Consider the following 12540-nt stretch of genomic DNA (forward strand, 5'->3'; position numbering starts at 1 on the left):
TCGGACCCCGTGAGGGCGTAATGATTCCCCAAACGGATCCAGACAATGCTCGAGTCAGAGTGAAACGAACCTGCGAACGCAGGTCCATGCAGCGCGCGATTATCCAGCAGGTCGCGTGACAACGCATCAGGCTGGAACAACTATTTATCGTACAAAACCCCTTGTTTTCCTATAAACAAAGGGTTTTTTGACCTCACATTTGTAACATAAATGTTACGGGGCCATCATTGACCAGGTGCACCTGCATATCCGCACCGAAGCGGCCGCTGGCCACGTCGGCGTGCTGAGCGTTTGCCTGCTGCAAAAGATAGTCGAACAATTCGGCGCCGAGGGCCGGTGGCGCTGCCGTCGAGAAGCTTGGGCGCATGCCATTGCGCGTGTCGGCCGCCAAGGTGAACTGCGACACCAGCAACAAGCCACCCCCGACATCCTTGAGCGACAGGTTCATCTTGCCTTGCTCGTCGCTGAACACACGGTAGTTCAACAGCTTGTGCAACAGCTTATCGGCCTGTTCACGGGAATCTTCAGGCTCGACCGCCACCAGTACCAGCAGACCCTGGTCGATGGCGCCGACCACCTCCCCCGCTACTTCGACGCGTGCACCGCGCACGCGCTGCAGCAGGCCCCTCATGCTTCTTCCAGGGGCAGGTCGAGCAGGCGCCGGGCCATCTGGTCGGCGGCACGTACCAGGGCATCGGTGATGCCAGGCTCCGAAGCCGCGTGACCGGCGTCACGGATCACTTTCAACTCGCTGTTCGGCCAGGCCTGGTGCAGGGCCCAGGCGTTGTCCAGCGGGCAGATCACGTCGTAGCGGCCGTGCACGATCACCGCCGGCAGATGGGCGATTTTCGGCAAGTCGCGGATCAGCTGATCCGGCTCGAGGAAGGCATTGTTCATGAAGTAGTGGCATTCGATACGGGCGATCGACAGCGCACGCTGCGGTTCGGAGAACCGGTCGACGACCAGCGGGTTCGGACGCAGGGTGGCGGTACGGCCCTCCCAGGTGGACCAGGCCTTGGCCGCATGCATCTGGGCAATCTGGTCGTTGCCGGTCAGGCGCTTGTGGAAAGCCTTGACCAGATCGCCACGCTCTTCCGGTGGAATCGGTGCGATGTAGTCCTGCCAGTAGTCCGGGAACATGCGGCTGGCGCCTTCCTGGTAGAACCATTCGATCTCCTGTGGCCGGCACAGGAAGATGCCGCGCAGGATCAGGCCATGCACACGCTCGGGGTGGGCCTGGGCGTACGCCAGGGCCAGGGTCGAGCCCCACGAGCCGCCGAAGAGCACCCACTTGTCGATACCCAGGTGCTCACGAATGCGCTCCAGGTCCTCGACCAGGTGCCAGGTGGTGTTGTTCTCCAGGCTCGCATGGGGCGTGGAGCGGCCACAGCCGCGCTGGTCGAAGGTGATGATGCGGTACAGCGTTGGGTCGAAGTAGCAACGGCTCTGGGCGTCGCAACCGGCGCCCGGCCCACCGTGGATGAACACCACCGGCAGACCTTCTGGCGAGCCGCTCTCGTCGACATACAGCACATGCGGCGCTTCCACGGCCAGATCGTGCCGGGCGTAGGGTTTGATCTGCGGGTAGAGGGTCTGCATTGCGCACTCCGTGTGAGGATTATTCGGCCGTGGGCCATCATAAACCTGAATTGCGCTTTGAGCACCGCCTCTTCCACTCAACGCGGGTAACGCGCTTCCCCCCAAGCCAGCAGCGCTTGCAAAAGCTGCTTCAATACCACTTGCGTCGGTTGCGCCAAGTCTTCCCGGTAGGCAAACGGCTCGGTTTCCTCCATGTACGTGCTTTGCGCCAGCTCCAACTGCACCGCATGGATATGGTTGGCCGGGTCGCCATAATGCCGGGTGATGTGCCCGCCCTTGAACCGGCCATTAAGCACATGGCTGTAACCTTGCGCCTCGGCGCACACGGCCTGCAGCCGCTCAGCCAGTGCCGGGTCGCAACTGGCACCGTTGAAAGTGCCCAGGTTGAAGTCCGGCAACTTGCCGTCGAACAGGTGCGGGATATGCGAACGGATCGAATGGGCATCCCACAGCAGCGCATAGCCAAACTGCTCGCGCAGCCGGTCCAGCTCGTGACGAAGGGTGTCGTGATAAGGGCGCCAGATTTGCTCCAGGTAACGTTTACGTTCTTCGCCGGACGGCACCAGCCCATCCTTGAACAGCGGCTCGCCTTCGAACAACGTGGCCGGGTACAGGCCCGTGGTGGCGCCGGCGTACAGCGGTTTGTCGTCATCCGGGCGATTCAGGTCGATGACGAAACGCGAATACTCCGCGGCCACCACGCTGGCACCCAGGTCACGGGCAAAGTCATACAGCCGCGGGATGTGCCAGTCGGTGTCCGGCAAGCTGCGCGCCTGGTCGACCAGGCCGTCGCGCACGGCGTCGCTCAGGCGCAGGCCGGCGTGCGGCATGCTGATCAGCAGCGGCAGGCGGCCTTGGTGAAAACTCAGTGCCTTGTCCATCATGCCTCGCTCAGTTGGAGATTTCGTGGCCCTTGCGCACCACGCGCTTGGGCAGGTCGCCACCCAGCCAGTAGGCCAGGTCGGCGGGACGTTCGATTTGCCAGGCGACGAAGTCAGCCACCTTGCCCACCTCCAGCGAGCCGTGGCTGTCGCCCAGGCCCAAAGCAGTGGCGGCATGCACGGTGACGCCGGCCAAGGCTTCTTCCGGGGTCATGCGGAAACAGGTACAGCCCATGTTCAGCATCAAGCGCAGTGACAGCCCTGGCGAAGTGCCGGGGTTGAGGTCGCTGGCCAGGGCAATCTTCACTCCGTGGCGGCGCAAGGCGTCCATGGGCGGCAACTGGGTTTCGCGCAGGAAGTAGAAGGCGCCCGGCAGCAGCACGGCGACCGTGCCGGCTTTTGCCATGGCAATGGCGTCTTCCTCGGTCATGAACTCCAGGTGGTCGGCCGACAGTGCCTGGTAGCGTGCTGCCAGGCTGGAGCCATGCAACGACGACAGCTGTTCGGCGTGCAGTTTGACCGGCAGGCCCAGCGCGCGCGCCTTGATGAACAACCGCTCGACCTGGGCTGGGGAGAACGCCAGGTGTTCGCAGAAGGCATCCACCGCATCCACCAGGCCTTCGGCGGCCAGGGCTGGCAGCATCTCGTCACAGATGTGCGCGATGTAATCGTCGGCCCGGCCCGCGTACTCCGGCGGCAAGGCATGCGCCGCCAGGCAGGTGGCACGCACCGCCAACGGCAGCTCGTCGGCCAAGCGCCGGGCCACACGCAGCATCTTGCGCTCGTTGGCCAGGTCCAGGCCGTAGCCGGACTTGATCTCGATCGTGGTCACGCCATCGCGCATCAGCGCCTGGACCCGCTGGCGAGCACTGGCGAACAGCTCGTCTTCGCTGGCCGCGCGGGTGGCCCGCACGGTGCTGGCGATACCACCGCCTTGCGCTGCGATTTCGGCATAGCTCACGCCTTGCAGGCGCTGCTCGAACTCACCGCTGCGGTTGCCACCGAACACCGCGTGGGTGTGGCAGTCGATCAGCCCCGGGGTGACCCATGCGCCGCCCAGGTCCACCGTGCGGTCAGCCTCGACCGGTGCCAGCTCGGCGCGTGGGCCGATCCATTCGATCAGCCCGGCGCTGGTGACGATGGCCGCGTCTTCGATGGCCGAGTATCGGCCTTCGGCCATGGTTGCCACATGGCAATGCTGCCAGAGGGTTCTCATGCACAATCTCCTTTACTAGCGGTGCAGCTCGGCCGGTTCCACTGCCGGCTGGCCCTGCCCTGCGCGCGGCTTGCACCACAGCAGGTAGGACGCCACCAGGAACACCACCCAGATCACGCCGACGATCAATGCCGCCTGGGTGTCCGGGAAGTAGCCAAGCACGCCAAAGATGAACACCATGAACGCAATGGCCATGGCCGGGCCATAGGGCCAGAACGGTACCGGGAACTTGAGCTGGGCCACTTCCTCACGGCTCATGCTGCGGCGCATGGCCACCTGGGTAAGCAGGATCATCAGCCACACCCACACCGTGGCGAAGGTGGCGATCGAGGCAATCAGCAGGAACACGTTTTCCGGGATCAGGTAGTTGAGCAGCACGCCGATCAGCAATGCAGCGCCCATCACCACCACGGTCATCCACGGCACGCCATGTTTCGACAGCTTGCCGAAGCTGCGTGGCGCATGGCCTTGATGGGCCAGGCCGTACATCATGCGGCCGGCGCCGAAGATGTCGCTGTTGATGGCCGAGATGGCGGCGGAAATCACCACGACATTCAGCACGGCGGCGGCCGAGCCAATCCCCAGGTTGCTGAAGATCTGCACGAACGGGCTGCCCTGGCTGCCGATTTGCGGCCAGGGGTACAGGCACATCAGCACGAACAGGGTGAGCACGTAGAACAGCAGGATGCGCAGGGGCACCGCGTTGATCGCTTTGGGGATGACGCGTTGCGGGTCCTTGGCCTCACCGGCGGTGACGCCGATGATCTCGATACCGCCGAAAGCGAACATCACCACGGCAAACGACGCAATCAGCCCGCCGATGCCGTTAGGCATGAAGCCGCCGTGGTCGAACAGGTTGCTCATGCCCACGGCATGCCCGGTGCCCACCTGGCTGAAACCGAAGGCCATGATGCCGAGCCCGGCCAGGATCATCGCGACGATGGCGCCGACCTTGAGCAGCGACAGCCAGAACTCCATCTCGCCAAATACCTTGACGTTGCACAGGTTGAGGCCGCCGATGATGAAGACGATACCCAGCACCCAGATCCAGCGGGCGACCTCCGGGAACCAGAAGCCCATGTAGATCCCGAAGGCGGTGACGTCGGCGATGGCGACGATGACCATCTCGAAGGCGTAGGTCCAGCCGAGGATGAAGCCGGCCATGGGGCCGAGGTAGGTGCTGGCGTAGTGACCGAAGGAACCGGCCACTGGGTTGTGCACGGCCATTTCGCCGAGGGCGCGCATGACCATGAACACGGCGGCGCCGCCGATCAGGTAGGCCAGCAGCACGGCCGGGCCGGCCATCTGGATGGCCGAGGCGGAACCGTAGAACAGCCCGGTGCCGATGGCGGAACCGAGGGCCATGAAACGGATGTGGCGGGCACTTAGCCCGCGTTTGAGACCTTGAGCTTGTTGCATGTCACGTCCTTAAATTGTTTTTGTGGTCGTGAGATCAGAAGGGGCTGCTGCGTAGCCCATTCGCGGGCACGCCCGCTCCCACAGGAATACCGCAGCTTTGTGCCGTACCTATGAGAGCGGGCGCGCCCGCAAAGGGCCGCAATGCGGCCCCCAGGGGCATTACAGGCTTGGCAGCACGCCCGCCGGCAACAAACCGGTCAGGCTGCCCTTGGCCAACAGTTCCACAGCCTTTTCGATGTCTGGCGCGAAGAAACGGTCACGGTCGTAGTGCGCCACTTCGCTGCGCAGCGCCTGGCGTGCCTTCTCCAGCTTGGCCGAAGTCTTCAGGCCCTTGCGCAGGTCCAGACCCTGGCAGGCGCCCAGCCATTCGATGGCCAGTACGCCACGGGTGTTTTCGGCCATTTCCCACAGGCGCTTGCCGGCAGCCGGGGCCATCGACACATGGTCTTCCTGGTTGGCCGAGGTTGGCAGGCTGTCGACGCTGTGCGGGTGCGACAGGGCCTTGTTCTCGCTGGCCAGGGCGGCAGCGGTCACCTGGGCGATCATGAAGCCGGAGTTCACCCCACCGTTTTCCACCAGGAACGGCGGCAGCTGGGACATGTGCTTGTCCATCATCAGCGAGATGCGGCGCTCGCTGAGCGAGCCGATTTCGGCAATGGCCAGGGCCAGGTTGTCGGCAGCCATGGCCACGGGCTCTGCGTGGAAGTTACCACCGGAAATCACGTCACCCTCGGCAGCGAACACCAGCGGGTTGTCCGACACAGCGTTGGCTTCGACGCCCAGTACCTCGGCGGCCTGGCGCAGCTGGGTCAGGCACGCGCCCATGACCTGCGGCTGGCAGCGCAGCGAGTACGGGTCCTGAACCTTGTCACAGTTCTTGTGCGACAGCGACACTTCGCTGGAATCGCCCAGCAGGTCGCGGAAGCAGGCGGCGGTGTCGATCTGGCCGCGCTGGCCACGCGCTTCGTGGATACGCGCATCGAACGGCGAACGCGAGCCCAATACGGCTTCGACGCTTAGGCCGCCGCAGGCGATGGCGGCGGCATACAGGTCTTCGGCCTGGAACAGGCCACGCAGGGCATAGGCGGTGGACGCCTGGGTGCCGTTGAGCAGGGCCAGGCCTTCTTTGGCAGCCAGGGTCAGCGGTTCGAGGCCGGCAACCGCCAGGGCTTCGGTAGCCGACAGCCATTGGCCCTTGTAGCGGGCTTTGCCTTCACCCAGCAGCACCAGCGACATGTGCGCCAGCGGTGCCAAGTCGCCGGAAGCACCCACGGAGCCTTTCAGCGGGATGTGCGGATAGACTTCGGCGTTTACCAGGGCAATCAGGGCGTCGATGACTTTGCGACGAATGCCGGAAAAGCCACGGCTGAGGCTGTTGATTTTCAGCACCATGATCAACCGCACCAGGTCGTCATCCAGCGGCGCGCCGATACCGGCGGCGTGGGACAGCACCAGCGAGCGCTGCAGGTTTTCCAGGTCGTGGCTGGCAATGCGGGTCGAGGCCAACAGGCCGAAACCGGTGTTGATGCCGTAGGCGGTGCGGTCTTCGGCAATGATTTGCTCGACGCAGGCAACGCTGGCGTCGATGGCCGGCGCGGCGCTGGCATCCAGTTGCAGGCGCACGGGCGCGGCGTGGATCGCGCGCAGCTGGGCCAAGGTCAGGGTGCCAGGCTTGAGGGTGAGTTCGGTCACTTTGCTACTCCAATCGCGTGGAGCCGCAGGCCCGTCGTTGGGTGCCTGCGCGCTCCTTCTTGTTGTTCAGTATCACCCCTTGCGGGGTGCGATCCAAAGCGTGGCGATCAGCCAGTGATCATCGGCAGGTCCAGGCCCTGCTCTTTGGCGCAGTCGATGGCGATGTCATAACCGGCATCGGCGTGGCGCATGACGCCAGTCCCTGGATCGTTGGTCAGTACGCGGGCGATACGCTCGGCAGCTTCATCGGTACCGTCACAGACGATGACCATGCCCGAGTGCTGCGAGAAGCCCATGCCCACACCACCGCCGTGGTGCAGCGACACCCAGGTGGCGCCGCCTGCAGTGTTCAGCAGGGCGTTGAGCAGTGGCCAATCGGAAACGGCGTCCGAACCATCACGCATGGCTTCGGTTTCGCGGTTGGGGCTGGATACCGAACCCGAGTCCAGGTGGTCACGGCCGATCACCACCGGTGCCGACAGCTCGCCGCTGCGGACCATTTCGTTGAAGGCCAGGCCCAGCTTGGCGCGAAGGCCCAGGCCAACCCAGCAGATACGCGCCGGCAGGCCCTGGAAGCTGATGCGCTCGCGGGCCATGTCCAGCCAGCGGTGCAGGTGGGCGTCGTCGGGGATCAGTTCCTTGACCTTGGCGTCGGTCTTGTAGATGTCCTCTGCCTCGCCAGACAGCGCCGCCCAGCGGAACGGGCCGATACCACGGCAGAACAGCGGGCGGATGTAGGCAGGGACGAAGCCTGGGAAGTCGAAGGCATTGGCCACGCCTTCTTCCTTGGCCATCTGACGGATGTTGTTGCCGTAGTCGAAGGTCGGGATGCCCTGTTTCTGGAAGTCCAGCATGGCCTGTACGTGCACGGCCATCGACTGCTTGGCGGCCTTGACCACTGCAGCCGGTTCGGTCTGCGCACGATCGCGGTACTGTTCCCAGGTCCAGCCGGCAGGCAGGTAGCCGTTCAGCGGGTCGTGGGCGCTGGTCTGGTCGGTGACCATGTCCGGGCGCACGCCACGCTTGACCAGCTCTGGCAGGATTTCGGCGGCGTTGCCGTGCAGGGCGATGGAAATGGCCTTGCCTTCGGCGGTGTACTTGGCGATGCGCGCCAGGGCGTCGTCAAGGTCAGTGGCCTGCTCGTCTACGTAGCGGGTTTCCAGACGGAAGTCGATGCGGCTCTGCTGGCACTCGATGTTCAGCGAGCAGGCACCGGCCAGGGTAGCGGCCAGTGGCTGCGCGCCACCCATGCCGCCGAGGCCTGCTGTGAGCACCCACTTGCCTTTCAGGCTGCCACCGTAGTGCTGGCGACCGGCTTCGACGAAGGTTTCATAGGTGCCCTGAACGATGCCTTGGCTGCCGATGTAGATCCAGCTGCCAGCGGTCATCTGGCCGTACATGGCCAGGCCCTTGGCGTCCAGTTCGTTGAAATGTTCCCAGTTGGCCCAGTGTGGCACCAGGTTGGAGTTGGCGATCAACACGCGCGGGGCGTTGCTGTGGGTCTTGAACACGCCGACCGGCTTGCCCGACTGCACCAGCAGGGTTTCGTCGTCTTCCAGGCGGGTCAGGGTTTCGACGATCTTGTCGTAGCATTCCCAGTTACGGGCGGCGCGGCCGATACCGCCGTACACCACCAGTTCTTTCGGGTTTTCCGCGACCTGCGGGTCGAGGTTGTTCATCAGCATGCGCAGTGGCGCTTCGGTCAGCCAGCTTTTGGCGGTCAGCTTGTTGCCACGTGGGGCACGGATTTCAACGTCACGGTATTTGTTGTTGTCGGTCACGGGAAAGGTCCTCTGCGGTCGTCCGCGGGCGGGTATGTCGTGGTGAATATACAAACACACCTTTACTTGTATGTACAAGCATGGACAACCAAAATAATTGGACCTGTGCGTTCCTGGCTTGGGTTTTGTGGTGGTGCATAGATCGAGCGCCGCGCGGGCGGCGCTCGATCTCACAGGCAATGAAAATGCATTGCCAAGCCCATCAGCGCAAAATGAGCTCGATCAAGCAAAACCGCCCCTGAACCTCCAGCCCAAGCAACTCGTCGTTGCCCTCCAGCCGCAGGCAGTCATACAACCCCAACCGCTGCGTCTCACGCCCGGCAACGCCAACCTCGACCTGGCTACCGGCCGCAAACAACAGCACCGTCGACGCCGAGCTGTACAACCGGCTGGTGCCATCGAACCACTGCAACCGCGCCCGATACCGCTGCGGCGCATAGATCAGGTTGAAATCGCGGATCGCCCCCCCCAGCAGCTTGCAACTGACCTGGCTTTCACCGCTGAAGGCAAAGGCATCGAACGGCAGCAACGGCCGGCTGGCCTGGCCGTCGACCATCAAGCGCATGCCGTCGCCCTGCAGCACGGTGATGATTCGCTGATAACCGGCGAAGGTGGAAAAACCACCCGACTCTTCGATATCGGCAATCGACAGGCGCCAGCCAAAGCCATCCAGGCCCTCGCCACTGTCGCGGGTAATTTCTTCGGTGAAACCGCCACCGTTCTTCCACGGCATGCGCGGGTAATCCTGCGCACGCAACAACTGCAGCTGGCTCATTTACTGAAACGTCCTTCCAGGCGATGACGGGAACCGGGGTGGATCAGCCGTGCAGCGGTCACCGGCTGGCGGCCGGACCAGGTACGGCGGCGAATCAGCAGGCACGGCTCGCCCCGCTCGATCTGCAGCAGGCGGCACTCTTCCGGCTCGGCCAGAATGGCCTCGACCACGTGCTCACCTTCGGTCAGCGGCGCCACCTGGGACAGGTAGGCGTAAGGCGTCTGCCGGGTGAAGTCCTGCTTGAGGTAGTCGGGGGCAATGGCCGCGTTGACGTAGCGGTCCTCGATCTGCACCGGCACGCCGTTCTCGAAATGCACGATCAGCGAGTGGAACACGCGCTGGCCTTCGCGCATGTCCAGGGCCAAGGCCCGCTCGGAGCCGGCGGCTTCCTCATTGAGGGTGATCACCTGGCAGCTATGCTGGTGGCCGCGCGCGGCAATTTCGTCGGCAATGTTGTTGACTTCGAACAGCGCCGAACGGCCCTTGGGCTCGGCCACGAAGGTGCCGACCCCTTGCATGCGCACCAGCAGCCCTTCGGCGGTGAGTTCACGCAGGGCACGGTTGATGGTCATGCGGCTGAAGCCCAGCTCGCTGACCAGTTCACTCTCCGAGGGGACCCGGTGATGGGGTGGCCAGCTGCCGTTGTCGATCTGCTGGATGATCATCTGTTTGACCCGGGCGTACAACGGCGCCGGGCCCTCGCCCATCTGGGCAACCAGCGCGGAGACAGGAGGTGTCGGCACGGCGTTGGATCCTTGTGCATATGGAGTGAGCGGTAGCTTGCCGCAGTTTACCCGGCAGGCAAACGGCTGTATATGTATATACAAGTTAACAATAACAGGATTTGCACAGATGTCCGCCTACTTCGCCGAACGCGCCCTGCTCCCCACGGGCTGGGCCAGCCATGTCCGTATCGAGGTCGCCAGCGATGGCCATGTGGCCCGCATCGAGCCCGGCGCTTCGGCCGAAGGCGCCGAGCGCCTGGCCGGCCCGCTGCTGCCCGGCATGCCCAATCTTCACTCGCATGCCTTCCAGCGCGCCATGGCGGGCCTGGCGGAAGTGGCCGGCAACCCCAACGACAGCTTCTGGACCTGGCGCGACCTGATGTACCGCCTGGTCGGGCAGATCACGCCGGACCAGTTGCAGATCATCGCCCGCCAGCTGTACATCGAAATGCTCAAGGCCGGCTACACCTCGGTGGCGGAATTCCACTACGTGCACCATGACCAGGCCGGCAAGCCCTACGCGGACCCGGCCGAACTGTCCTGCCGCATCAGCGCGGCCGCAGCCGACAGCGGCATAGGCCTGACCTTGCTGCCGGTACTGTACAGCCACGCAGGCTTCGGCGGCCAAGCACCGAACGACGGGCAGCGGCGCTTCATCAACTCCACCGAACAGTACCTGAAGCTGCAGGCACAACTGGCCCCGCTGCTGGCCGCGCAACCGGCGCAGCAACTGGGCTTGTGCTTCCATTCACTGCGGGCGGTAACGCCTGGGCAAATCGCCGATGTGCTGGCAGCCAGCGCCCCACAATGCCCGGTGCATATCCACATCGCCGAGCAGCAGAAGGAGGTGGACGATTGCCTGGCCTGGAGTGGCCTGCGTCCATTGCAGTGGCTGTACGAACATGTGGACGTGAACCCGCGCTGGTGCCTGGTGCACGCCACCCACGCCGAGCCGGACGAGGTCACCGCCATGGCCCGCAGTGGCGCGGTGGCTGGGCTGTGCCTGACGACCGAAGCCAACCTGGGCGACGGGATATTCCCGGCGGTGGACTTCCTGGCCCAGGGCGGGCGCATGGGCATTGGTTCGGACAGCCATGTGTCGCTGAGCGTGGTGGAAGAACTGCGCTGGCTGGAGTATGGCCAGCGGCTACGGGACCAGCGACGCAATCGCCTGTATCGTGGCGACCAGCCGATGGTCGGGCGCACGCTGTACGACGCTGCACTGGCAGGCGGCGCGCAGGCGCTGGGGCAGGCGGTCGGGGAGCTGGCCGTGGGCAAGCGCGCCGACTGGCTGGTGCTCGATGGGCAGGACCCTTACATCGCCATGGCGGATGGCGACGCCATTCTCAACCGCTGGCTGTTCGCCGGTGGGGATCGCCAGGTACGCGACGTGATGGTGAACGGACAGTGGGTGGTGCGCCAGGGTCGGCATGCGCAGGAAGCGGAAAGCGCGCAGGCATTTGCCGGCGTGCTGCGCCAGCTCTTGGGTTGAGCGTATTGGGGCTGCAAAGCAGCCCCAAACATCAGTGCATTTTCACGATTTGCTGATCGGACGCTCGCCAGATCAACCGACTGGTGTCATACCCCTGCTGCCGCGCCTTGGACAGCAGGTTCTCGCGCTCCCAGGCCGGCAACGTCGGCGTGCGCGACAGAATCCACAGGTGCTTGCGGTCCGGGCTGCCGACCACCGCTGTGCGGTAGCGATCATCCACGTACAGAATCCAGTACTCGCCCCGCGCCACGCCAGGCACCAGCTTGGTGAACCAGTTATCGAACTCTACCCACAGCTTGTCGGTATGCCCCGGCTCCTGGATGCTGGCATGCCCTTCGGCGCGCAGCCATTCATCACCCATGGTACGGCAGCGGTTGAGCACGCCAAAGGTGCCGTCCGGCTTGAGGTTGTAGTGTGCCTCGGACTGCTCGCAGCCGGTCTGGTAGCGCATGGGCAGGCGCGCCAGTTCGAACCATTTGCCCTGGTAGCGCTTGAGGTCGACATTGCCAGCGGTTTTCGGCGCCAGCGGGTCGTGCACGGAGCCTGCGCAACCACCCAGCAGCAACGCCAGGCATACCCCCATCAGCAGGTACAGGCGCCTCATTTGAGGCCCTGCCCGGAGTACATCAGTACCTTGTCAGCCGCGTACTGCACGCTGATGAAGCTCTTCTCGTCCCCCCAGGTGCAGCTGCTCATGCCCAGCGCGCCCGAACACTCGGTCGGCGTGCCGAGCAACTGCTCGACCTCGGCCTTGTTCATACCGGCCTTGATCTTGGAATAGTTTTCCTGATTGATCTTGCTGCAGGCAGTCAGAACGACGCACAGCGACAACAGGGCGAGGGAACGCAACGACATGAAGGACACTCCTGGAAGATGATACAGGCGAGTGGCCTGCAGTGATCTTCGACGGGAAAATCCCTCCCTGGTTCCCTGCCCCACCCCCTTTGCCCCTACACCATT

At 64.1% G+C, this 12540-nt stretch carries 12 protein-coding genes; 1 reads left to right on the plus strand and 11 read right to left on the minus strand.

All coding sequences use genetic code 11. The annotated features are described in order from the left end of the window. Nucleotides 1–193: 193 nt before the first annotated feature. The 9 genes from dtd to hutC form a co-directional block, all read right to left on the minus strand. A complete protein-coding gene (gene dtd / locus ACNQP3_RS27105; RefSeq protein ID WP_012274583.1) occupies nucleotides 194–631 on the minus strand; it encodes a D-aminoacyl-tRNA deacylase in 438 nt (145 codons plus the stop codon). Beyond that, on the minus strand, nucleotides 628–1599 hold the full coding sequence (pip, locus tag ACNQP3_RS27110; RefSeq protein WP_012274584.1) for a prolyl aminopeptidase: 972 nt from the start codon (nucleotides 1597–1599) through the stop codon (nucleotides 628–630). The genes dtd and pip overlap by 4 nt, the downstream gene beginning before the upstream one ends. Nucleotides 1600–1676: 77 nt before the next feature. Next, nucleotides 1677–2480, minus strand: a complete 804-nt coding sequence (gene hutG, locus ACNQP3_RS27115; protein WP_012274585.1) for an N-formylglutamate deformylase — start codon at nucleotides 2478–2480, stop codon at nucleotides 1677–1679. A 10-nt stretch (nucleotides 2481–2490) separates the two neighbouring features. Beyond that, nucleotides 2491–3696 carry an imidazolonepropionase gene (hutI, locus tag ACNQP3_RS27120; RefSeq protein ID WP_012274586.1) on the minus strand — a complete coding sequence of 402 codons (1206 nt, stop codon included), beginning with the start codon at nucleotides 3694–3696 and terminating at the stop codon, nucleotides 2491–2493. Between the two features lie 15 nt (nucleotides 3697–3711). Beyond that, entirely contained in the window at nucleotides 3712–5115 is a 1404-nt protein-coding gene (locus ACNQP3_RS27125; protein WP_012274587.1) for an amino acid permease, read from the minus strand. A gap of 159 nt (nucleotides 5116–5274) precedes the next feature. Then, the gene (gene hutH, locus ACNQP3_RS27130; protein WP_012274588.1) at nucleotides 5275–6807 is read right to left on the minus strand and encodes a histidine ammonia-lyase; all 1533 of its coding nucleotides are present in this window, start codon (nucleotides 6805–6807) and stop codon (nucleotides 5275–5277) included. A 107-nt stretch (nucleotides 6808–6914) separates the two neighbouring features. Next, complete coding sequence (gene hutU, locus ACNQP3_RS27135; protein ID WP_012274589.1) at nucleotides 6915–8588, minus strand: urocanate hydratase; 1674 nt, start codon at nucleotides 8586–8588, stop codon at nucleotides 6915–6917. Between the two features lie 202 nt (nucleotides 8589–8790). Beyond that, entirely contained in the window at nucleotides 8791–9363 is a 573-nt protein-coding gene (locus tag ACNQP3_RS27140) for a HutD family protein (protein ID WP_012274590.1), read from the minus strand. Then, the gene (gene hutC / locus ACNQP3_RS27145; protein WP_171577230.1) at nucleotides 9360–10070 is read right to left on the minus strand and encodes a histidine utilization repressor; all 711 of its coding nucleotides are present in this window, start codon (nucleotides 10068–10070) and stop codon (nucleotides 9360–9362) included. Before hutC ends, ACNQP3_RS27140 begins: the two co-directional genes overlap by 4 nt. A 145-nt stretch (nucleotides 10071–10215) precedes the next feature. Here hutC and ACNQP3_RS27150 point away from each other — a divergent pair, with 145 nt between their 5' ends. Beyond that, nucleotides 10216–11580, plus strand: coding sequence for a formimidoylglutamate deiminase (locus tag ACNQP3_RS27150; RefSeq protein WP_012274592.1), 1365 nt, complete (start codon nucleotides 10216–10218; stop codon nucleotides 11578–11580). 31 nt (nucleotides 11581–11611) lie between these two features. On the opposite strand, the gene ACNQP3_RS27155 is transcribed toward ACNQP3_RS27150, so the two are convergent. Together ACNQP3_RS27155 and bamE are read right to left on the minus strand one after the other, a co-directional pair. Continuing rightward, complete coding sequence (locus tag ACNQP3_RS27155; RefSeq protein WP_012274593.1) at nucleotides 11612–12184, minus strand: lipocalin family protein; 573 nt, start codon at nucleotides 12182–12184, stop codon at nucleotides 11612–11614. Further along, nucleotides 12181–12435: an outer membrane protein assembly factor BamE domain-containing protein gene (gene bamE, locus ACNQP3_RS27160; RefSeq protein WP_003249234.1), complete on the minus strand. Its 255-nt coding sequence runs from the start codon at nucleotides 12433–12435 to the stop codon at nucleotides 12181–12183. The genes ACNQP3_RS27155 and bamE overlap by 4 nt, the downstream gene beginning before the upstream one ends. Between the last annotated feature and the right edge of the window lie 105 nt (nucleotides 12436–12540).

This window comes from Pseudomonas sp. LFS074 (assembly GCF_047978165.1).
In the GTDB taxonomy this organism is placed as follows: domain Bacteria; phylum Pseudomonadota; class Gammaproteobacteria; order Pseudomonadales; family Pseudomonadaceae; genus Aquipseudomonas; species Aquipseudomonas putida_P.

What these genes read in the sequence shown, in the direction of transcription:
- dtd (WP_012274583.1), bottom strand. Translation starts at nt 631, where the DNA reads ATGAGGGGCCTGCTGCAGCGCGTGCGCGGTGCACGCGTCGAAGTAGCG.
- pip (WP_012274584.1), bottom strand. Translation starts at nt 1,599, where the DNA reads ATGCAGACCCTCTACCCGCAGATCAAACCCTACGCCCGGCACGATCTG.
- hutG (WP_012274585.1), bottom strand. Translation starts at nt 2,480, where the DNA reads ATGGACAAGGCACTGAGTTTTCACCAAGGCCGCCTGCCGCTGCTGATC.
- hutI (WP_012274586.1), bottom strand. Translation starts at nt 3,696, where the DNA reads ATGAGAACCCTCTGGCAGCATTGCCATGTGGCAACCATGGCCGAAGGC.
- ACNQP3_RS27125 (WP_012274587.1), bottom strand. Translation starts at nt 5,115, where the DNA reads ATGCAACAAGCTCAAGGTCTCAAACGCGGGCTAAGTGCCCGCCACATC.
- ACNQP3_RS27140 (WP_012274590.1), bottom strand. Translation starts at nt 9,363, where the DNA reads ATGAGCCAGCTGCAGTTGTTGCGTGCGCAGGATTACCCGCGCATGCCG.
- hutC (WP_171577230.1), bottom strand. Translation starts at nt 10,070, where the DNA reads ATGGGCGAGGGCCCGGCGCCGTTGTACGCCCGGGTCAAACAGATGATC.
- ACNQP3_RS27150 (WP_012274592.1), top strand. Translation starts at nt 10,216, where the DNA reads ATGTCCGCCTACTTCGCCGAACGCGCCCTGCTCCCCACGGGCTGGGCC.
- ACNQP3_RS27155 (WP_012274593.1), bottom strand. Translation starts at nt 12,184, where the DNA reads ATGAGGCGCCTGTACCTGCTGATGGGGGTATGCCTGGCGTTGCTGCTG.
- bamE (WP_003249234.1), bottom strand. Translation starts at nt 12,435, where the DNA reads ATGTCGTTGCGTTCCCTCGCCCTGTTGTCGCTGTGCGTCGTTCTGACT.